The sequence below is a fragment of the Streptomyces cinnabarinus genome (genome assembly GCF_027270315.1).
GTDB classification, from domain to species: Bacteria; Actinomycetota; Actinomycetes; order Streptomycetales; family Streptomycetaceae; genus Streptomyces; species Streptomyces cinnabarinus.
On the sequence record NZ_CP114413.1, the window covers coordinates 5,624,493 to 5,645,207 of the forward strand.

General features: G+C 70.3%; 18 protein-coding genes. 7 read left to right on the forward strand and 11 right to left on the reverse strand.

The genetic code is table 11. The features are described 5' to 3' along the window. The first annotated feature begins 95 nt into the window (after nucleotides 1–95). Complete coding sequence (locus tag STRCI_RS25590) at nucleotides 96–1,355, forward strand: L,D-transpeptidase (RefSeq protein WP_269661301.1); 1,260 nt, start codon at nucleotides 96–98, stop codon at nucleotides 1,353–1,355. An 83-nt stretch (nucleotides 1,356–1,438) separates the two neighbouring features. Here STRCI_RS25590 and STRCI_RS25595 read toward each other — a convergent pair whose 3' ends face one another. The 3 genes from STRCI_RS25595 to STRCI_RS25605 form a co-directional block, all read right to left on the reverse strand. After that, a complete protein-coding gene (locus tag STRCI_RS25595; RefSeq protein ID WP_269664643.1) occupies nucleotides 1,439–4,747 on the reverse strand; it encodes a S8 family peptidase in 3,309 nt (1,102 codons plus the stop codon). Nucleotides 4,748–4,935: 188 nt separating this feature from the next. After that, nucleotides 4,936–5,619, reverse strand: a complete 684-nt coding sequence (locus tag STRCI_RS25600) for an ABC transporter ATP-binding protein (RefSeq protein ID WP_269661302.1) — start codon at nucleotides 5,617–5,619, stop codon at nucleotides 4,936–4,938. Nucleotides 5,620–5,671: 52 nt separating this feature from the next. Then, complete coding sequence (locus STRCI_RS25605) at nucleotides 5,672–7,153, reverse strand: ABC transporter permease (RefSeq protein WP_269661303.1); 1,482 nt, start codon at nucleotides 7,151–7,153, stop codon at nucleotides 5,672–5,674. Nucleotides 7,154–7,323: 170 nt separating this feature from the next. On the opposite strand from STRCI_RS25605, the gene STRCI_RS25610 reads away from it, so the two are divergent. After that, nucleotides 7,324–8,094 (forward strand): group II truncated hemoglobin, encoded by a 771-nt coding sequence (locus tag STRCI_RS25610; protein ID WP_269661304.1) that lies wholly within the window; start codon nucleotides 7,324–7,326, stop codon nucleotides 8,092–8,094. On the opposite strand, the gene STRCI_RS25615 is transcribed toward STRCI_RS25610, so the two are convergent. Then, the gene (locus STRCI_RS25615) at nucleotides 8,085–8,996 is read right to left on the reverse strand and encodes a helix-turn-helix domain-containing protein (RefSeq protein ID WP_269661305.1); all 912 of its coding nucleotides are present in this window, start codon (nucleotides 8,994–8,996) and stop codon (nucleotides 8,085–8,087) included. The two genes, STRCI_RS25610 and STRCI_RS25615, sit on opposite strands and share 10 nt — an antisense overlap. 168 nt (nucleotides 8,997–9,164) lie before the next feature. On the opposite strand from STRCI_RS25615, the gene STRCI_RS25620 reads away from it, so the two are divergent. Further along, on the forward strand, nucleotides 9,165–10,208 hold the full coding sequence (locus STRCI_RS25620; RefSeq protein WP_269661306.1) for an NAD(P)-dependent alcohol dehydrogenase: 1,044 nt from the start codon (nucleotides 9,165–9,167) through the stop codon (nucleotides 10,206–10,208). A gap of 67 nt (nucleotides 10,209–10,275) precedes the next feature. On the opposite strand, the gene STRCI_RS25625 is transcribed toward STRCI_RS25620, so the two are convergent. Beyond that, a complete protein-coding gene (locus STRCI_RS25625) occupies nucleotides 10,276–11,019 on the reverse strand; it encodes an AraC family transcriptional regulator (RefSeq protein ID WP_269661307.1) in 744 nt (247 codons plus the stop codon). Nucleotides 11,020–11,073: 54 nt separating this feature from the next. Between STRCI_RS25625 and STRCI_RS25630 the strand changes: the two genes are divergently transcribed. Continuing rightward, entirely contained in the window at nucleotides 11,074–12,243 is a 1,170-nt protein-coding gene (locus STRCI_RS25630) for an MFS transporter (RefSeq protein WP_269661308.1), read from the forward strand. Here the strand turns inward: STRCI_RS25630 and STRCI_RS25635 are convergent. After that, nucleotides 12,224–13,339 carry a serine hydrolase domain-containing protein gene (locus STRCI_RS25635; protein ID WP_269661309.1) on the reverse strand — a complete coding sequence of 372 codons (1,116 nt, stop codon included), beginning with the start codon at nucleotides 13,337–13,339 and terminating at the stop codon, nucleotides 12,224–12,226. The two genes, STRCI_RS25630 and STRCI_RS25635, sit on opposite strands and share 20 nt — an antisense overlap. Before the next feature lie 61 nt (nucleotides 13,340–13,400). Continuing rightward, nucleotides 13,401–14,669: a hypothetical protein gene (locus STRCI_RS25640; RefSeq protein ID WP_269661310.1), complete on the reverse strand. Its 1,269-nt coding sequence runs from the start codon at nucleotides 14,667–14,669 to the stop codon at nucleotides 13,401–13,403. Nucleotides 14,670–14,787: 118 nt separating this feature from the next. Between STRCI_RS25640 and msrA the strand changes: the two genes are divergently transcribed. Then, entirely contained in the window at nucleotides 14,788–15,300 is a 513-nt protein-coding gene (gene msrA, locus STRCI_RS25645; protein WP_269661311.1) for a peptide-methionine (S)-S-oxide reductase MsrA, read from the forward strand. A gap of 82 nt (nucleotides 15,301–15,382) precedes the next feature. Here the strand turns inward: msrA and STRCI_RS25650 are convergent, their stop codons facing one another. Next, nucleotides 15,383–16,501, reverse strand: a complete 1,119-nt coding sequence (locus STRCI_RS25650; RefSeq protein ID WP_269661312.1) for a hypothetical protein — start codon at nucleotides 16,499–16,501, stop codon at nucleotides 15,383–15,385. A 121-nt stretch (nucleotides 16,502–16,622) separates the two neighbouring features. On the opposite strand from STRCI_RS25650, the gene STRCI_RS25655 reads away from it, so the two are divergent. Then, a complete protein-coding gene (locus STRCI_RS25655) occupies nucleotides 16,623–17,777 on the forward strand; it encodes a cystathionine gamma-synthase (protein WP_269661313.1) in 1,155 nt (384 codons plus the stop codon). Between the two features lie 15 nt (nucleotides 17,778–17,792). On the opposite strand, the gene STRCI_RS25660 is transcribed toward STRCI_RS25655, so the two are convergent. The 3 genes from STRCI_RS25660 to STRCI_RS25670 all read right to left on the reverse strand — a co-directional run bounded on the left by STRCI_RS25660 (nucleotide 17,793) and on the right by STRCI_RS25670 (nucleotide 19,199). Beyond that, nucleotides 17,793–18,041 carry a hypothetical protein gene (locus STRCI_RS25660; protein WP_269661314.1) on the reverse strand — a complete coding sequence of 83 codons (249 nt, stop codon included), beginning with the start codon at nucleotides 18,039–18,041 and terminating at the stop codon, nucleotides 17,793–17,795. After that, on the reverse strand, nucleotides 18,038–18,541 hold the full coding sequence (locus tag STRCI_RS25665; protein ID WP_269661315.1) for a sigma factor-like helix-turn-helix DNA-binding protein: 504 nt from the start codon (nucleotides 18,539–18,541) through the stop codon (nucleotides 18,038–18,040). Before STRCI_RS25665 ends, STRCI_RS25660 begins: the two co-directional genes overlap by 4 nt. Nucleotides 18,542–18,692: 151 nt before the next feature. Further along, nucleotides 18,693–19,199 (reverse strand): MarR family winged helix-turn-helix transcriptional regulator, encoded by a 507-nt coding sequence (locus tag STRCI_RS25670; RefSeq protein ID WP_269664644.1) that lies wholly within the window; start codon nucleotides 19,197–19,199, stop codon nucleotides 18,693–18,695. Between the two features lie 161 nt (nucleotides 19,200–19,360). On the opposite strand from STRCI_RS25670, the gene ilvA reads away from it, so the two are divergent. Beyond that, nucleotides 19,361–20,590: a threonine ammonia-lyase gene (gene ilvA / locus STRCI_RS25675; protein ID WP_269661316.1), complete on the forward strand. Its 1,230-nt coding sequence runs from the start codon at nucleotides 19,361–19,363 to the stop codon at nucleotides 20,588–20,590. Nucleotides 20,591–20,715 lie beyond the last annotated feature (125 nt).

Genomic DNA, 20,715 nt, shown 5'->3' on the forward strand with positions numbered 1-20,715 from the left:
GCCCCACACATCCAAGGGATGTGGAACGGGACGAACCGGTCGTAGCGTTGATGGTTCTTGACGGGGACTCTCGGGGTACTGGGGATTCGGCAACGATGGAGAAGCGTGTGATGACGGTCAGTAAGCGGCGCAGGGGCCTGACGGTCGCGTCCGCACTGCTCGGAAGTGTTCTGGTGCTCTCGGCGTGCTCCGGCGGGGACGAAGCATCCGGGGACGAGAGCGGCGACACCTCGCAGGCCAAGGTCGACGAGGCGGCGGCCCAGAAGACCTCCGAGGCGCAGATCAAGATCACGCCGAAGGACGGCGCCGACAACGCCTCCATCAACGCCACCGCGGTCACCGTGAGCAAGGGCACGCTCACCGAGGTGAAGATGACCACCGCCGACGGTGCCGCCGTCGAGGGTGCGATATCCGCGGACAAGAAGAGCTGGAAGCCGACCGCCCAGCTGGAGCGGTCCACCACTTACAAGATCACGGCGACCGCCGAGGACGCCAAGGGCCTGGAGGCCCACGAGAACGCCTCGTTCTCCACGCTCTCCCCGACGAACAGCTTCCTCGGCTACTTCACCCCCGAGGACGGCTCCACGGTCGGCGTCGGCATGCCGGTGTCGATCAACTTCGACAAGGCGATCACCAACAAGGCGGATGTCCAGAAGGGCATCACCGTCTCCAGCAGCAGCGGCCAGGAGGTCGCCTGCCACTGGTTCAACGCCAACCGCATGGACTGCCGCCCCGAGGACTACTGGCAGGAAGGCTCGACCGTCACCCTGAAGATGGCCCTCGACGGCGTCGAGGGTGCCGAGGGCGTCTACGGCGTCCAGCAGAAGACGGTCACCTTCACCATCGGCCGCAACCAGGTCTCCTACGTCGACGCGAACACCAAGCAGATGAAGGTGACGCAGGACGGCAAGGTCGTCAAGACCATCCCGATCTCCGCCGGTTCGCCCGAGAACAAGACGTACGAGGGCACCATGGTGATGTCGGAGATGTTCAAGGAGACGCGCATGAACGGCGCGACCGTGGGCTTCACCGACGACGACGGCAAGGGCGAGTACGACATCAAGGACGTGCCGCACGCCATCCGCCTGACCAACTCCGGCACCTTCATCCACGGCAACTACTGGGGCGCCGACTCGGTCTTCGGCAGCGTCAACACCAGCCACGGCTGCGTGGGCCTGAACGACACCAAGGGTGCCAACGACAAGGGCACGGCGGGCTACTGGTTCTACACCAACTCGATCATCGGTGACGTCGTGGTCGTCCAGAACACCGGCGACAAGACGGTCTCCCCGGACAACGGCCTCAACGGCTGGAACATGAACTGGGCGGACTGGAAGGCGGGCTCGGAGGCCTGATCCGCCGCTCGTTCCTCGACGAGAAGAGAAGCGGCCCCCGGGACCTGAGTCCCGGGGGCCGCTTCCTTGTCACGGGCTACGGACTACTTGCCGTAGTACGCGTTGTAGATCGAGATCGTCGACTTGTTGCCCTTCTTGTCGGCGATCTTCGCGTGGAAGGAGATGCCCTTGCCCTTCTCCGGGCTCTTCACCTTGATCTTGCCGTTGGTGACGGTGACCTTCTTCCAGGTCTGGCCGTAGTCGTACGACACGTACACCGCCAGCGACTTCAGGTTGCTGCCCTTGGCCGCGCCCTCGACGACCACCGGGATGGTCTTCGTGTGACCCGCCGCGACCTTGCTGTCCAGGCCCGTCTTGGCGTTGAAGCGGACCGTGGAGGCCGGGAGCTTGGCCGGGTCGGCGCCCGGCTTCTTGGACTTGAACGTCCAGCTCGCGTCGATCCGGGTGGAGGCGGCCGCGACCTTGACGCTCCGCTTCACCGAGGTCGTCAGCTTGTACTCGGCCTCCGCGGACGGGACCTTGAACTGCTTCTCACCGAACAGCGGGTCGTCGTTGGTGCCGACCTTGGTGCCGTTGCGGTACAGCGTGGTGGTGACCGAGCTGAACTCCGAGGAGCCGGCGTGCGCCTTGCCGTCCGCGAACAGCGGCAGGTAGCCGAAGATGTCGTTGCCGTCGCGGTACAGGCCGAAGTCGGCGTTCAGGTGCGGGCCGAAGACGGCCGTGTTGAACGTCTTAGAGTAGGTCTGGCCCGCCTTGAAGGACTGCTCGCCGCCGAGCGTGTAGTACGCCTCGGTGATCGGCCAGCCGTCCGCGTCGACCCCGCCGATCTGCTCGAAGTCCAGCTGCCACTTCACACCGGAGGCGGCGGACAGATACAGCGTGCGGGTGCCGGGCAGCTTCTGGCTGATGCCGATCGAGGAGCCGCTGCTCGTTGCGTTGGGCAGCCAGCCCACGGCGTTGACGGCGCCCTTCTTGCCGCTCGACGAGGCGCCCATGCCGACCTTCACCGTGGCCAGCTCGCTCGCCTTGTAGTGCTTGGTGTAACCGGTGGCCAGCTGCTGCACCTTGCCGCCGGCGACGGTGTTGTACTCCGCCTTGTCACCGCTGCTCCAGTGGCCGTCCCACTGCTGGGACAGCGAACCGTCGGTGACCTTCGGACCGAGGCCCTTGGTGCGGAAGTTGGCGTAGGTGTCCAGGAACCAGATGAACCCATAGCCGGAGTCGCCCACCTGGAGCTCGTACCCCGGAGCGGCGAACTCCGACTTGGCGTTCGCGTCCGGCACGGTGATGTCCACCGGCTTGGCGGTACGGGCGTCCAGCGTGACCGTCGTGTTCTTGGTGACGTTCAGCTTGGGCTGGGCCAGCCAGTCGATGCCCTTGGTGGGGTCCTCGGCGTCCACGGAGATGCTGGAGTCCAGGATGTACTGGCCCTTGGGGACGCGCACCGTGACGGTGCCGTCGGCGTCGTACGGGAAGAAGTACCGGTTCTCGGCGAGACCCCCGACGCCCAGCAGGAAGGCGCTCCAGTACTCGGCCGCGGTGCCGTCACGGTTGATGGCCTTCACCGTGAGGTCGTACGACTCCACCTCGCGCTGCACCGCGGCGGCCGTACGGACGCTCTGCCCGCCGCCCGTCGCCGTGATGTACGCGGAGTAGGCGCCGTCCAGGGTGCCGCCCAGCTTGGTGTTGACCGTCATGTCCACGCTGGCCTTGCCGCCCGCGGGGACGGTCACCGAGGTGGCGCCCAGCTTGAAGAAGCCCGCCGGGGCCGGCTGGCCCTTGGGGTTGGTGGCGGTCGCCGACAGCTTCAGCGTGACGTCCTCGGTACCGAGGTTGCGGTACGTCACCTGCTTGGTGACCGGGGTGTCGTCGGTGTGCGGCCACTGCTGCACGCCGAAGCTCACCGACACCGGATCGGCGATCACGGTCTGCTTGATGGCCTTGTCGACCTGGATCCGGCCCGAACCCTGCTCGAACGGCGTGTACTTGCCGCCCTTGGTGGACGCGGTCAGCGCGCCCTTGAGCTCGGCGTACGTCCACTCCGGGTGCTGCTGCTTCAGGATCGCGGCGGCGCCCGCGACATGCGGCGTCGCCATCGACGTACCCGAGATGGTCAGGTAGCCGGGCGGCTTCTCGCCGACCTCCTGCTCGATCAGGCTGCCCTTGGCGGACGCGGCGGTGATGTCCACACCGGGCGCGGTGACGTCCGGCTTGATGGCGCCGTCGCCGAGGCGCGGTCCGGTGGAGGAGAAGTCGGCCAGCTTGTCCTTGTCGTCGACGGCGCCGACGGTGAGCGCGGCGTCCGCGCTGCCCGGCGAACCGACCGACTCCGGGCCCGAGTTGCCCGCAGCGATGGCGAACAGGATGCCCTTCTCGGCGGACAGCTTGTTGACCGCCGCCTCCAGCGGGTCCACCTCGGGGGTGTCCATGCCGCCGAGGCTGAGGTTGACGACCTGGGCGCCCTGCTCGGCCGCCCACTCCATGCCGGCCAGGATGCCGGAGTCGTCACCGGAGCCGGTGTCGTCGAGGACCTTGCCGTTCAGGACCTGGGCGCCGGGCGCCACGCCCTTGTACTTGCCGCCGGACTTCGCGCCGGTGCCCGCCGCGATGGACGCGACATGCGTGCCGTGGCCGACCTTGTCCTCGGCGGTGGCGGCCGGGGTGAAGTTCTTGGCGGCGATCACCTGGTCCTTGAGGTCCGGGTGGTTGGCGTCGACGCCGGTGTCCAGCACGGCGATCTTGACGCCCTTGCCGTCGTACCCCGCCGACCAGGCCTTCGGGGCGCCGATCTGGGCCACGGACTTGTCGAGCGTGGCCTTGCGGGTGCCGTCGAGCCAGATGTGCGCGATGCCCGAGGCGGTCCTGCCGCTGTTGGTGACGGCGTCCCACAGGTCGGGCGTCTCGGCGTACGGCGTCTGCACCGCGTCCGCGTTCAGGGACTTCAGGGTGCGGCGCAGCTCGCCCGACTCGCGGACGTCGGCCTTGGTGCCGGTGGCGGCGCCCTGGTAACCGACGATCACCTTCAGGCCCTTGGCCTGCGACTTGCGGGTCGTGGACTTGTTCAGCTCGGTGATGTCGAAGAGGCGCTGGTCGAGCTTTCCGGCGGCGATCAGCCGGGCCGCGTCGGCCGGGATGACGAGCGTGTGCCCGTCGGCCTTGCGGACCTGGACGGGTATGTGCTGACGGCCCTTCGCCCGCTCCAGGCCCACGACTTGGCCCTTGGCGTTCACGGCGACCCGGTCACCCGTGATGAGGGTGATGCGGTGGTGGGCGGAGAGCTGGGCGGCGGAATCGCTCCGCTGCTCGGGCTTCGCCGACGCCGGGCTGGTCATTCCGGCGGCGAGGGCGACGGCGGCTGCCGTGGCGACGGTGGCCGCGCATGCTCTTTTCACTTGTCTGCGCAAGTTTCCCCCTTGCTGATGTACCGGGTGAATTTCCCCGTTCACCCGGCCGGGGGTGGTCCTGCACAGACGTACGTGCACCCCCCGGTATACGAAGTATGCCGGGGAGTGATCAGCGACCTCAATAGACCGGGGACGGGCAGAATCGGACTGTTACGAACCGGACTTACCCGCCGGACTTACCCGCCCGTGTTTTCCCGGACGGAGATCTTTCCCTTGCGGATGGTCGCGAGACGGGGGGCCTTCTTCGCGATGGACGAATCGTGCGTGACCATGATGAAAGTGAGCCCGAGCTCCTTCCACATTCGTTCGAGCACCTCCATGATCTCGTCGCGCATCGACTCGTCGAGATTGCCGGTGGGTTCATCGGCGAGCAGCACCTTGGGCTCCTTGACCAAGGCCCGGGCGATGGCCACGCGCTGCTGCTGACCACCGGACATCTCCGACGGCAGATGTCCCAGGCGCTCTCCCAGACCCACCGACTTCAGCGCCTCGGCGGCGCGTTCGCGCCGCTCCTTCACCTTCGCGCCGAGCGGTACGAGCGCGGTTTCGACGTTCTCCTGTGCGGTCAGCGTGGGGATCAGATTGAAACTCTGGAAGACGAAGCCGATGTTCTCGCTGCGAACGCGGGTCAGCTTGGACTCGGAAAGTTTGGCCAGATCCGTGCCATCCAGAACGACCTCGCCCGACGTCGGGCGGTCCAGGCCACCGAGCATCTGGAGAAGGGTGGACTTGCCGCCGCCGGTGGGGCCCTGAATGACGAGACGGTCCCCGTCGGCGATGGTGAGGTCAACTCCGTGGAGGGCGTGGACTGTTTCTTTGCCTCGGGTGTAGAGCTTGGTGACGTTTCTGAGTTCGTACATAGGGGGCTCCTGGGTTGGTTCGAGGTCGACGCTGCTTCAGTCCCAACCCGCGCTACTCGACGCGCCTCAACGCGTCCGCCGGGCGCAGGCGCGATGCCCGCCAGCCGCCGAACGCGCCCGCGATCAGGCCGCCCGCCACCGCCAGGCCCACCGCCAGGGCGATCGTCGTCGCGCTCACCGGGGCCGTGAGGGCCACCTCCAGGGCGCTGGAGGTCTGCTCGGCGCCGGGGCCACCGCCCATCGCGCCACCCGGGCCGCCGGCCATGCCGCCGCCCGGCCCGCCGAAGCCGCCGCCCATGGAGCCGAGTTGGGCCTCCAGGGTCGGGCTGACCGCCGTCACGGCGTAGGCGCCGGCGAGGCCCACCGCGATGCCGAGGACGCCGCCGACCAGGCCGTTGACGACCGCCTCACCGACGACCTGCCGGGTCACCCGGCCCGACTTCCAGCCCAGCGCCTTCAGCGTGCCGAACTCCCGCACCCGGCGCGAGACGGCCGAGGAGGTGAGCAGCCCGGCCACCAGGAACGCGGCCACCAGCACCGCGATCGACAGCCACTTGCCGACACTGCTCGCGAGGTCCGACGCCGTCGACAGGGAGCCCGACACCGTGTCCGCCAGATCCGCCGAAGTCGTCACCGTCGTACCGGAGATGTTCTGCTGGATCTCCGACTTCACCGCGTCGATCCGCTGGGAGTCGGTCGCCTTGACGTAGATCGTAGTGACCTTGTTCTTCGAGTCGCTCAGCGTCTGCGCCTGCTTGAGCGGCATGTAGAGGTTGGCCGCCGCGTCCCCGCTCTCGGGCGTGGCGATGCCGATCACCTCGAACTTGGTGCCCTTCACCGTCACCTTGGAGCCGACCTTCAGCTCCTTCTCCTTGGCGTAGGAGGCATCGGCGACGACCACCTTCGCGTTCGTCTCGGTCGACTTGAACATACGACCACTGGTGATCTTCGAGGAGGTCAGCGGACCGAGCGCGGGCTCGGTGACATCCGTGCCGTAGACCGAGTAGTTGTTGACGTCGAACTCGGCGCCACCGCCCTCGACCCGGCCCTCGGGGGACTGCATCCCCCCGCCGGGACCGCCCTGCTGCTGGCCGCCGCCGCCCTCCTGCTGCTGGAACTCGCCGCGCCGGAACTGCCCGCTGACCTTGATGACCTGGAGGCTCAGCCCGCCCACCGCGTCCGAGACGCCGTTCTGGTCGCCGACCTTGTCCACGGTCGAGGACGCGAGCGTCTGGAAGCCCTGGACCATGACCCGGTCGCTGCTCTGCTCCTCGTCGGAGTCCTCGTCCTGGGCGTCGAACTCGAAGCGCGGCCGCTCCGGCTGACTGCCCTCTGCGGCGGCCGCCTTGGTGACCGTCATGTCGGTGCCGAGCCCGTACAGCGACTCCAGGACCTTGTCCTGGGCCTTGCCCATGCCCGCGGACACGGAGTTGACCACGATGACCAGGGCGATGCCCAGCGCGAGGCCGGAGGCGACGACGAGGGCCGCCTTTCTGCGGCGGCGCAACTCGCGCCTCAGGTAGGTGAAGAACATGCGCCGCAAGCTAGGGACGGCTCGTGATGAAGGGATAAGGCCGAAATAAGAGAAGGATGAGAAGGCTGTCCGTGAGCCAGGAAGCGGCTGGTTTTTCGCTCAGCGCTGACCCGGGCCCCGGCGACGCCGGAAGAGCACCTTCCGTCCGGCTTCCGTGCTTGTGTGTGGGCATGACGGCTCACACGGTGGAATACGTCCGGTACCGCATTCCCGAGCAGCAGTCGGCGGAGTTCCTGGCCGCCTACACCCGAGCGGCGGCCGCTCTGACGGCGGCCCCGCAATGCGTCGACTACGAACTGACCCAATGCGAGGAGGACTCCGAGCACTTCATCCTGCGGATCACCTGGACCTCGACCGAGGACCACATCAAGGGCTTCCGCACCTCGGCGGTGTTCACCGACTTCCTGGCCGAGATCCGCCCCTACGTCGGCAACATCGAGGAGATGCGGCACTACCGGCAGACCGGTGTGCGCGGCACGGGCGCGGCGGTGCCGACGCTCTACACCTGGGCGGGCGGCGCCGAGGCGTTCAGCCGCCTCACTACGGCGTTCTACGACCGGGCCCTGAAGGACGAACTGCTGGCCCCCCTCTTCGAGGGCCTGCCCGCGGAGCACGCCGAGCATGTCGCCCTCTGGTTCGGCGAGGTCTTCGGCGGCCCGGCCGTCTACTCCGGCACCCAGGGCGGCCACAACCACATGGTCGCCAAGCACATGGGCCTGGGCATCACCGAGACCCAGCGCCGCCGCTGGGTCAACCTCATGCAGGACGCGGCGGACGAGGTGGGCCTGCCCACGGACGCCGAGTTCCGCTCGGCCTTCCTCGCCTATGTGGAGTGGGGCACCCGCCTGGCCGTCTACTTCTCCGGCCCCGACGCCCAGGCCCCGGCCGAACAGCCGGTGCCCCGGTGGAACTGGGGGGCGGCGCCGCCGTATCAGGGATGAGCCGCCCCGGTCCCCGCCCGGGTCGCGTCCGTGCCCCAGCTCGCCAGCAGCCGGAGCGCGTCCGCGGACGGGGACCCCGGCTCCGCGTGATACGTGATCAGGACCTGCTCGCTCTCGTCGGCCAGCCGGAACGACTCGAAGGACAGGGTCAGTTCACCCACCAGCGGATGACGCAGCGGCTTGACGCCGTAGGTCTTCTCCTTGACGTCGTGCGTGGCCCACAGCCGCCGGAACTCCTCGCTCTTCACGGAGAGTTCGCCGACCAGGGCGGACAGCTGAGGGTCGTCCGGATGGCAGCCCGCGTCCATGCGCAGGAAGCTGACGATGTCGTACGCCTTCTGGTCCCACTCGATGAACAGCTCGCGGTACTCGGGCCGCAGGAACACCAGCCGCGCCCAGTTCCGGTCCTGCGGCGGCAGTTCGGCCCAGTCGCCGAAGACGGCGGCCGCCATACGGTTCCAGGCGAGGATGTCGGAGCGGCGGCCGGTGATGTACGCCGGGACCGTCTCGATCGAGTCCAGCAGCTGCCGTAGCGCCGGACGCACCTGCTCCTGGCGCGCCGCCTGCTTCTTCTTGTGCTGCTTCGGCTTCGCCAGATGCGTCAGATGCGCGTGCTCGGCGTTGCTCAGCCGCAGCGCCCGCGCGATGGAGTCCAGTACCTCCGCCGACACATTGCGGCCGTTGCCCTGCTCAAGACGGGTGTAGTACGCCACCGACACCCCGGCCAGCTGGGCCAGCTCCTCACGGCGCAGCCCCGGCACCCTGCGGTGCCGTCCGTACTCGGGCAGCCCCACGTCCTCCGGCTTCAGCCGGGCGCGCCGGGTGCGCAGGAACTCGCTGAGCTCGGCACGCCGGTCCAGGCCGCCGCCGGGCTCCTGGCGGGATGCGGGCTGCTCGTTCATGCGTCCATTATTCCCGGTCGTACGCACACCAGCCTGCCCCCGTCAGTAGTAGGAACAGCAGACGTACGCAAAGCCGTGACCTGGGTGGATGTCGGCTCGACCGGCAGTGTGGAGACGTGCCCGGACGGAAGGCAGCCGGGCGCGCAACCCCCTAGGAGAACCACTCCCATGACCACTGTCGCTGCGTACGCCGCCCCCGCTGCCAAGGCCCCGCTGGAGCGCACCACGATCGAGCGCCGGGCGGTCGGCGAGTTCGATGTGCTGATCGACATCAAGTTCGCCGGAATCTGCCACTCGGACATCCACCAGGCCCGCGAGGGCTGGGGTGAGGCCATCTTCCCGATGGTCCCCGGCCATGAGATCGCGGGCGTGGTCACCGAGGTCGGATCCGGCGTCACCCGGTACACCGTCGGTGACCGGGTGGGCGTCGGCTGCATGGTCGACTCCTGCCGTGAGTGCGACAACTGCAAGGCCGGTCTTGAGCAGTACTGCACCGGCGGCGGCATGACCGGCACCTACAACGCCCTCGACAGGAACGGCGAGCCCACCTACGGCGGGTACTCCCAGCAGATCGTCGTGGACGAGAACTACGTCGTCCGGATCCCGGACGGACTGTCCCTGGACGTGGCCGCGCCGCTGCTGTGCGCGGGCATCACCACGTACTCCCCGCTCAGGCACTGGAACGCCGGGCCCGGCAAGAAGGTCGCCGTCGTCGGCATGGGCGGCCTCGGCCACATGGCCGTCAAGATCGCCCACGCGCTCGGCGCCGAGGTGACGGTCCTGTCGCAGTCCCTGCGCAAGCAGGAGGACGGGCTGAAGCTGGGCGCGCACCACTACTACGCCACCAGCGACCCGAAGACCTTCGAGGAGCTGGCCGGCAGCTTCGACCTGATCCTGTCCACGGTCTCGGCCCCGCTGAACCTGGACCAGTTCCTGTCGCTGCTCAGGACGGACGGCGCGTTCGTGAACGTCGGCGCCCCCGAGGAGCCCGTCGCGCTCAACCTCTTCTCGGTGATCATGGGCCGCAAGTCCCTCGCCGGGTCCGGCATCGGCGGCATCCAGGAGACCCAGGAGATGCTGGACTTCTGCGCTGAGCACGGCTTCGGTGCGGAGATCGAGCTGATCGCCGCGAGCGAGATCAACGAGGCGTACGAGCGGGTGCTGGCGAGTGATGTCCGGTACCGGTTCGTGATCGACACCGCCACGATCTGAGCTCGGCCATCTGACTGAGCTCGGCATCTGACCGAGGGCCCCGGAGGTTCCCCCGCCCCCGGGGCCCTCACCGTGCCTCGTGCGCCCCCGGTGTGTGCCCGAACGTCCGCCGGAACACCTCGATGAACGCGCTCGCCGACGACCAGCCGCAGGCATGCGCCACGGCGGTCACGGACCGGCCCTCGGCCAGCAGCACCAGCGCGTGGTGCAGCCGCAGTTGGGTGCGCCACTGCGGGAAGGTCATCCCGAGGTCGGCCCGGAAGAGCCGGGACAGGGTCCGCTCACTGGCCCCGACCTCCCGGCCGAGCGCGCCGAGCGTCCGCTGGTCGGCCGGGTCCTCGTGCAACAGGGCGCACAGCGCCCGCAGTTGGGGGTGGTCGGGAGCCGGGAGGTGCAGCGGCTGCTGCGGCGAGGCCCGCAACTGGTCGAGCAGTACCGCCCGCAGCCGCCCGCGCTCGGGGGTGTCGTCCTGCGGGGCGCGCGTGTAGGCGAGGATCAGCTCGCGCAGCAGCGGGCCGACGCTCAGCACGGTCGGCGCGGTGCGGCCGAGCGGGTTGTCGGACGCGGGCAGGCCCACGAGATGCAGGTCGAGACCGCCGTACGCCCGATGCGCGTGCACGGTGCCCGCGGGCACCCAGACCGCCCGGGTGGCCGGGGCGACCCAGGACCCGGCGTCGGTGGTGACGGCGAGGACACCGCGGGCGGCGTAGACGATCTGGTGTTCGTCGTGGCGGTGGGCGTCGATGGCGGCGCCCGGGGCGAGGAACTGGGCGCGGGTGGGGGCGGCCGGCGTGTGGCGGATCTGCGTCATTGCTTGGCAGATTATCGAAAGCCCGACAGGTGCCGTCCCGCCGACGATGGCCAGGTGCGAAGGAACAAGTCGATCATTCTGCTGTCGGCGGGGCATGCCTGCGTCGACGTCTACCAGGGCGCCGTCGCCGCCCTCGTCCCCTTCTTCGTCGCCGAGCGCGCCTACTCCTACGCCGCCGCCTCGGGCGTCGTGCTCGCCGCCTCCCTCCTCTCCTCGGTGGCCCAGCCCCTGTTCGGGGCGCTGACCGACCGCCGCCCCCTGCCCTGGCTGCTGCCCGTCAGCACCCTGCTCGGCGGCGCCGGGATCGCGCTGAGCGGACTGGGGGACTCCTACGCGCTGACGCTGGCGCTGGTGGCGCTGTCCGGTCTTGGGGTCGCGGCGTACCACCCGGAATCGGCGCGCGTCGCCCGCCTCGCGTCCCGGGGCAGCCACACCGCGATGGGCTGGTTCTCCCTCGGCGGCACGCTCGGCTTCGCGGCGGCTCCGCTGCTGGTCGCGGCGGTCGTCGCGGGCGGTGGTCTGCGGCTGACCCCGCTGTTGGTGATACCGGCGGTGGTGGGAAGCGTGCTGTGCCTCGTGGCGCTGCGGGCGCCGGCGGAAAGGCCGAGGAAGCCGGGGGCGCGGGACCTGTCGGCGGGATCCGACGATCCCCGCTCCTTCGCCCGTCTGTCCCTGGCCGTGGTCTGTCGCTCGATCACCTTCATCGGCCTCAGCACCTTCATCGCCTTCCACGTCCAGGAGCGCACCGGCGGCGGGACGGCGTCCGGCACCGCCGCGCTGTTCGTCCTGTACGCGGGCGGCGCGGTGGGCAGTGTGCTGGGCGGTGCCCTGGCCGAGCGCTGGGACCGGGTCGCCGTGGTGCGCCGCTCGTACCTGCTGACGGTCGTCGCGGTGGCGGGCCTGGTGTTCGCCCCCGGCCCGGCGGTCTACGTCTTCGTCGCCCTGGCCTCGGCGGGCCTGTACGTCCCCTTCTCCCTCCAGGTCACCCTTGGCCAGGACTACCTGCCCACCCGCATCGGCACCGCGGGCGGCATCACCCTCGGCCTCACGGTCAGCGTGGGCGGCCTGACCACCCCGCTGATCGGCGCCGCGGCCGACGCGACGTCCCTGCGGACGGCCCTGGCCCCGCTGGCGCTGCTGCCCGCGGTGGGGTGGCTGCTGGTACGGGGGCTGCGGGAGCCCCGTGCGGCCGCGGACGCCGTGGTCACTTCTGGAGCGCCTTGATTCCGTCCTGGGCTGCCATGACCAGTTCCAAGCCCCGGGTGTCCTCGATGGGTTCGCGCATCTGGTTGGTCACGTAGGCCACCACCGAGCGGGTCTCGGGCTCGATCATGACGAGGGAGCCGCCCCAGCCGCCCCAGCCGAAGGTGGAGCCGAACAGGCCGTAGCCGAGACCCCAGCGGGTCGTCATGCCGAGGGTGCGGTCCTCGCCGTTGAACTGTTCCTGCCGGGCCCGGTCGGCACCGGCCGGGGAGAGGAGCCGTGTCGCGCCGACCGAGCCGCCGCAGGCCAGCGCGGACTGGACCAGGGCCACCGAGCGGGCGTTGCCGAAGCCGCTGGCGGCGGGGATCTCGGCGCGGCGCCAGGCGGGGCTGTTGCCGACGCGGACGCGGAGGGCGGGGGTGTGGGGCTCGGTCGGGTCGATGCCGCCGGGCGGGCTCGCCGAGTAGTCCTCGTCCTGGCCCGGGGGCGGGACGCTGGGGGCGACCCGGGTGTCGTGCTCGGCGGACAGGCCGATGTGGAAGTCGGCGCCCAGGGGTCCCGCGATCTCGTCGGCGAAGAACGTGCTCAGGGTGCGGCCGGTGACGCGGCGGACGACCTCGCCCACCAGGTAGCCCTGGGTGAGCGAGTGGTAGCCGGCGGCGCTGCCCGGCTCCCAGCGCGGTGCCTGTGCCGCGAGCCGGGAGGTGGCGGTGTCCCAGTCGTACAGCTCGGTCGGGGCGAGCGGCGGATCCCAGTCGGGCAGCCCGGCGGTGTGCGCGAGCAACTGCCGTACCAGTACCCGTTCCTTCCCGGCCGCCGCGAACTCGGGCCAGTACCGGGCGACGGGCGCGTCCACGTCGAGGGCGCCGCGATCGGCCAGGACCAGCGCGCACAGGGCCGTCATGGTCTTGGTGACGGACCAGACGTTGACGAGGGTGTCCCGCTGCCAGGGCACGCTCCGCCCGGCGTCGGCGTACCCGCCCCACACGTCCACCACCGGCTCGCCGTCCACGAACACGGCGACCGAGCCGCCCGCGTCCCCGCCGTCCAGGAACTCCGCGAGCGTGCTCGGCACGGCGGTGAAGAGATCGTCGTACGTGCCATGGATGTCGGCCATGCCGCTATGAAGCCCGGGTGGCGGGCTGGGCGCAACCGAAATTCTCGGGGCTCCTGGTCTCCTACGGCTCTTGGTCCCGCAGGCTGTTGACGGCCGCCTGGATCTGGAGCCAGCTCGGGTCGGCGTCGGTCGCGGCGTCCGCCGCGTCCAGATCCGCCGCCGACCAGGTCCGGAACCCGTCGGTCACGACGAGGTGTTCCTCCAGGTCGCGGCCCTCGCAGGCGTCCTCGGGGACTTCGGAGGTGCTGTGCAGGAACTCGGCGACGGCGGCCTTTGCGATGTCGGGGTCAGCGGTGCGGCCGGGCACGGACAGCAGGGCGAGTTCACCGGCTGCGGTGCCGACGAGGAGTTCACCGGCCGTGGTCGAGGTGAGCGCGGTGACCGGCGAGCCGTCGAGGACTGTGTGCTCCTCGCCCTCCTTGCTGTCGAGATCGAGGGCTACGAGGGTTCCCTTCGGCGTGCCCACCCAGAGCACGCCCGGATCGGTGCCGAACGCGAGGTTGTGCCGCGACCAGGCCCGCATCCGCTCCAGCCACTCCGGCGGATACGGATACCCCGGGCTGGGGTCGCCGAGGGTGGTCGACAGGACGCGCTCCAGGGAGGGGAACGCGAAGACGTCCACGGAGTTGTCGTACGCGTTGCCCCTGATCGCGAAGTGGCGTCCGTCCGCGCTGAACACAGGTTTCTCGTAGCCGTCGCAGTCCAGGATCAGGGCCCGCTGGAGGACTCGCAGCGGAGCGCCCGCGCTGCCCGCATCGTTCTGTGCTCTGGCGAAGAGGCCGTGCGTGGCGCCCTGATCGCTGCTGAGGGTGAGGACGAGCCCGCCCCCGGGATGCTCCGCGACCCCGGTGTCCCACCACGGCCCGGCCACCACGGTTCCCGTAGGGAGATCGATGGCGTCGGAGTGCTCGTAGGAGTCGTCCTCGGCGGCGGCAGGGGGCGAGGCCCACAGGGTCCGGCCATCGGGGCTGAACGCCAGATTCTGATACCTGGCGCCGTCCGGAACCCCGTCGGCGTCGGACACCCCTTCGGGAGTCCACCGCACGACCCCTCCCTCGCCCGAGATCAGCAGCTCGGCCCGCTCCGGGTGCCACGCCGGCACAGGAATCCGCTGGTATCGCTCCCACCCTGGCGCATCGCCGTAGGCGTCGGACTCACCGCCCGTACACCCGACCTCGCGCAACTGCCCGGCCCCGCAGTCCCACACCCGCACCGCGGGCCGCTCCGAGTCCAACCCGGCGACCAGCGGAAGCCGCGGATGACACACCAGCCGCTCAACAGGCGCCCCACCAGTGGTGCGCGCCCGAGCCAAGATCTCTATGACGGTCACGGCGACACCGTAGCCGTCACCACTGTCAGTGGCGGAGGCTCGCCTTCATGCGGAATCGCTCGGAGGCGTCGTGCGTTGAGGGCAGTGACCGAGCCGACTGACATTTGGAGGGGCCGTAATGGCTGGGCAGACGCAGAGGGCCGTGCTGGCCGGTGGATGTTTCTGGGGGATGGAGGAGCTGATCCGTCGACTCCCCGGTGTGACGTCGACCCGGGTCGGCTACACCGGCGGCGACGTGCCGAACGCGACGTACCGCAACCACGGCACGCACGCCGAGGCCATCGAGATCCTCTACGACCCCGAGCAGACCGATTACCGCGCGCTCCTGGAGTTCTTCTTCCAGATCCACGACCCGAGCACCAGGAACCGGCAGGGCAACGACATCGGGCTCAGCTACCGCTCGGCGATCTACTACGTGGACGACGCGCAGAAGCGGGTCGCCGAGGACACCATCGCCGATGTGGACGCCTCGGGACTGTGGCCCGGCAAGGTCGTCACCGAAGTGGAGCCGGTCGGCCCCTTCTGGGAGGCCGAGCCGGAGCACCAGGACTATCTCCAGCGCTACCCGAACGGCTACACCTGCCACTTCCCGCGCCCGGGCTGGCGACTGCCCACCCGCGCGGAGGGCTGAGCGGGGGACGGCCCCGCGCGTTGAGGCGGGGCCGCCCGAGTCCTACGGCGCTCGGTGCTCGGCGCCCGTGCGCTCAGTGCGCTCAGTGCGGGAGCGTCGCCGGGCTGCCGCCGTTCGCCTCGTAGCCCGCGACCGCCAGCGCGCGGTACACCGCGAACTCGGCCGCCGGGTCCGGGGACAGGGTCCAGGGCACGGCGCCGACATGGCCGTCGACGTGTATCAGCTGGTTCATGGCCTCGGCCCAGCGCTCGGCGCGGACCAGGAAGAACACCAGCAGATGGCGGACATGGGCGAGCATCGGGTCGTCCGCCCGGGCCGAGTGGACTGCGTGCAGCGCGCCGTGGATCGCCTTGGTCACGACCTCGCTCTGGTAGAAGCCGCTGACCAGGTTGACCTCGGGCAGGTGCTCGAACACCGCGAACAGCGGCATCGCCGCGAGCAGCGAGCCCTGCGGCGCGCGGGCCGCGGCGGCCTCCGCGAAGCCGTACGCCTGCTCACGCGAGCCGTGCCACTTCTCGCACCAGAAGTGCAGCGCGGCCAGATGGGCGCCCATGTGGTTCGGCGCGCGGTCCAGGATCTTCAGCCAGACCTGCTCGAACTCCGGCTGGGTGTAGGCGAGGCCACGGGCCACCGACAGCTCGACGATGTACGGGATCGGGTCGCCGGGGGCGAGCAGCGCGGCATCGCCGCAGGCCGCCTTCGCCTCCTCCATGATGATCCGGAACTCGTCCGTGCCGGGCGTCGCGGTGCGCCACGCCTGCTGCACCAGGAACTCGGCGTGGACCGCCGCGCCGCCCGCGTCCTTGGGCTGCTCGGCCCGCCACACCCGCAGCCACTGTCCGCCCGGGGTGTCACCGACGCCGCCCGGCCGCTGCTGGAGCTCCAGTGAGGCGGCGCCCGCGAAGGCCTGCACCCGCTGCCAGCGCCGCTCGCCGTCGCTCCCGGTGCCCGCGAGGAGCTGTCCCGCCGCGCGGTAGTCCTGGCTGCGCTGCACCAGGTCCAGCACATCCAGCAGGTCCTGGTCGGGGCCCGGCATGCGGACGTCCAGCTCCTCCTGCCGTGCGAAGCCATAGTTCTCGGGGTCCGCGGCGTCCGGGTGGCCTGCCGGGACCTGCTCGATCATGCCCCGGCGGCGCCGCATGACCGGCAGCACCACGAAGCCGATCATGAGCAGCGCCCACAGGACCAAGAGAATCTCCATGCCTCAAGGGTTCCAGACGGCGCTGACAATTGGCCAACCCGGTCCGCGGCCTGTGGACAACGGTCTGTGGATGACCGCTCCATGCGTCATCAGAGCCGTCGGCGCACTACGCTCGTGACCCATGAGCGACAGGCACATCAGTCAGCACTTCGAGACGCTCGCCATCCACGCGGGCAACACGGCGGACCCCCTCACCGGTGCGGTCGTCCCGCCCATCTACCAGGTCTCGACCTACAAGCAGGACGGCGTCGGCGGCCTGCGCGGCGGCTACGAGTACAGCCGTAGCGCCAACCCCACCAGGACCGCCCTGGAGGAGAACCTCGCCGCCCTGGAGGGCGGACGTCGAGGGCTCGCGTTCGCGTCCGGTCTCGCGGCCGAGGACTGCCTGCTGCGTACGCTGCTCAGCCCCGGCGACCACGTGGTCATCCCGAACGACGCGTACGGCGGCACCTTCCGGCTCTTCGCGAAGGTCGTCGCCCGCTGGGGTGTGGAGTGGTCGGTCGCCGACACCAGCGACCCCGCCGCGGTCCGGGCCGCCATCACCCCCAAGACCAAGGCCGTGTGGGTGGAGACCCCCTCCAACCCGCTGCTCGGCATCACCGACATCGCGGCGGTCGCCCAGATCGCCCGGGACGCGGGCGCGAAGCTCGTCGTCGACAACACCTTCGCCACGCCCTACCTCCAGCAGCCGCTCTCGCTCGGTGCCGATGTCGTGGTCCACTCGCTGACCAAGTACATGGGCGGCCACTCCGACGTCGTCGGCGGCGCGCTGATCGTGAGCGACGAGGGCCTCGGCGAGGAGCTGGCCTTCCACCAGAACGCGATGGGCGCGGTCGCCGGGCCCTTCGACTCCTGGCTGGTGCTGCGCGGCACCAAGACGCTGTCGGTGCGCATGGACCGGCACAGCGAGAACGCCACCAAGGTCGCCGACATGCTCTCCCGGCACGCGCGCGTGACGAAGGTGCTCTACCCGGGGTTGCCCGAGCACCCCGGCCACGAGGTCGCCGCCAAGCAGATGAAGGCGTTCGGCGGCATGGTCTCCTTCCAGGTGGCGGGCGGCGAGGAGGCGGCCGTCGAGGTCTGCAACCGCGCCAAGGTGTTCACGCTCGGCGAGTCCCTCGGTGGTGTCGAGTCGCTGATCGAGCACCCGGGCCGGATGACGCACGCCTCGGCCGCCGGTTCGGCCCTTGAGGTGCCGGCCGATCTCGTCCGCCTCTCCGTGGGCATCGAGAACGTGGAGGACCTGCTGGAGGACCTTCAGCAGGCGCTCGGCTGATCCCTTTGCGAGGGTTCACCAGCCGGTGAGCGGTGGAGTCACCTCCGACGGTGGCTCCACCCACGGGCGCGCCATCAGCGCCCACACCACGAACGCCACCGTCGCGGCGAACATCAGCAGCCACATCAGCCGCAGCGCGGCCCTGCGGCGGCGCAGCATCCGGCCGCCGCGCCGGACGGCGTTCGAGCACAGGTCGGGCGGTACGGCAGGTGCCGTGCGCTCCATGATCCGCCGTGCGGCGGCCTCGCGTTCGGACCGGTTCATGGCGTCGCCGCCCTCGCGCGGACGACCGCCGGTGCGGGGCCGCGCGGTGGGTGCAGCAGGGTCGCGGTGGCCCGGTCGCAGATCGTGCGCACCCGTTCGACGGGCAGTCCGAGCAGGGCCGCCGTCTGCTGCTCGGCCACCCCTTCGTACAGCATGAGCACGAGGATCAGGCGTTCCTGGGGACCGAGCACGGCCAGCGGGCTGTCGGGGTGCGGGCGGGCCCGGCCGAGTCCGCCGTACTGGTGCCACGCTCCCCGCGCGTAGCGTCCGGCCAGATGCTGACGGGCGTGGTCATAGGGGTCCTCGCCGCGCAGCCGGTCCCAGCCCGCGTACGTATGGGCGAGGGCGAGCGTCAGCAGGCGCCGTGCGCGGGGGTTGTCGGCCGGTGCCTCCGCCGTGAGCAGGGTGGCGGTGTGCAGCAGCCGGCCCGCGGCGCCCGCGACGAACGCCTCGAACTCCCGGGTCCGGCGTGCGTTTTGGGACACAAGCCGTTCTCGCACCGCGCCTCCCGCCTGAGGGCGACCGCCTGAGTGGTCGGATCCCGGCCACGTACGGGCGTACGAAGGGGACCCGGTCTCATATGAGGCCCGTGAGTGGCCCAGGGTCAAGAGCCGGGCGGCACGCGCGTGCGGAGCCGTGGGCTCCGCGGGTTCAGGAGGCCGGGGTCGGCTCGGCTCCGGGCATGCCGTGGGCGGCCATGCGGGTGGACAGCGCGGTGTTGAAGCGCGTGAGGAGCGTGCAGAACGCCTCGCGCTCCCCCGGTGCCCAGTCGTGTGTCAGCTCGGCCATCAACTGACGCCTGGAGGACCGCACTTCCTCCAGCCGGGACGCCCCGCGCGGGGAGAGCTGAAGCACCACGGCCCGGCCGTCCTCGGGGTGCGAGGTGCGCTTGACGAGCCCGGTGTCGACGAGCGGAGCCACCTGCCGGGTGACCGTCGAGGAGTCGATGCCCATGCTCGCGGCGAGCGCCTTGACCCCCATGGGGCCTTCCTTGTCGAGGCGGTTGAGCAGCAGGTAGGCGGCGCGGTCCATGGAGTTGCGCACCTGCCCCACCCCGCCGAGCCGGGTCTGTTCGGCACGGCGGGCGAACACCGCCACCTCGTGCTGGAGGGTGTCGAGGAGACCGGTGTCACCGACGGTCGACATGTCCATCGACATTTCAGGTGTTGTGGGCATGGCCGGAGGCTCACTTCATGAGGGCTGCTGGGTTGGGGGACAGGGTACGCGGCCGGAAGGCGGGCCGTACCTGCGCTGCGAAAACCCGTCTCGGTGGTTGGTCACGGCGGCAGTGGGCGCGTGTGAACTGCGAGACTTGAGTCATGAGCTACCGCAAGGCCGACCTGTTGCCGCCGGTCACGCTCGACGACGTGCGCGGCGCCCAGAAGATGCTCACAGGCGTGGCCCGGATGACCGCGATGGAGGGCAGCAGGCACCTGTCCCAGCTGGTGGGCGCCCCGGTGCACTTCAAGTGCGAGAACCTCCAGCGGACCGGTTCGTTCAAGCTGCGCGGTGCCTATGTCCGGATCGCCGGGCTGCTGCCGGAGGAGCGGGCCGCCGGCGTCGTGGCGGCCAGCGCCGGCAACCACGCGCAGGGGGTCGCGCTCGCTTCAGCGCTGCTCGGGGTCCGCTCGACCGTGTTCATGCCGAAGGGCGCCCCGCTGCCGAAGATCAGTGCGACCCGGGAGTACGGCGCCGAGGTGCGCCTGCACGGCCAGGTGGTCGACGAGACGCTGGCCGCCGCCGAGGAGTACGCGGCCGCGACCGGCGCGGTGTTCATCCACCCCTTCGACCACGCCGACGTCATCGCGGGTCAGGGCACGGTCGGCCTGGAGATCCTGGAGCAGTGCCCGGAGGTGCGCACGATCGTCGTCGGGATCGGCGGCGGCGGTCTCGCCGCCGGTATCGCGGTCGCGGTGAAGGCGCTGCGGCCCGATGTGCGGATCGTGGGCGTGCAGGCGGCGGGCGCCGCGGCGTATCCGCCCTCGCTGGCGGCCGGGCATCCGGTGTCGGTGCGGAACCCGGCGACGATGGCGGACGGGATCAAGGTCGGACGGCCCGGCGAGGTGCCGTTCCGGATCATCGGCGAACTGGTGGACAAGGTCCGCACGGTCACCGAGGACGAGCTGTCCACGGCGTTGCTGCTCTGTCTGGAACGGGCCAAGCTGGTCGTGGAGCCGGCCGGGGCGAGCCCGGTCGCGGCGCTGCTGAGCGAGCCCGGCGCCTTCGAGGGCCCGGTGGTCGCGGTGCTCTCCGGCGGCAATGTGGACCCGGTCCTGATGGAGCGGGTGCTGCGGCACGGCATGGCGGCGCAGGGCCGCTACCTGGCCGTACGGCTGCGGCTGACGGACCGGCCGGGCGCCCTCGCCACGCTTCTCGGGGTGTTGTCAGGGGTCGACGCCAATGTCCTCGACGTGAGCCACGTACGGACCGATCCCCGGCTCGGGCTCACCGAGGCGGAGGTCGAGCTGCACCTGGAGACGAAGGGTCCGGCGCACTGCGCCGAGGTCGGGCAGGCCCTGCGCGAGGCCGGTTACACGGTCATCGACTGAGGTCATCGACCGAGGTCAGCGGCTTCCGTTCACTCGTTCGAGAAATTGCATTGTGAGACGCGATACATCGCGTTATGGTGTGGGCGAATCCAGGCTTCCCGAAGAATCCCCGACGACGTGGAGAC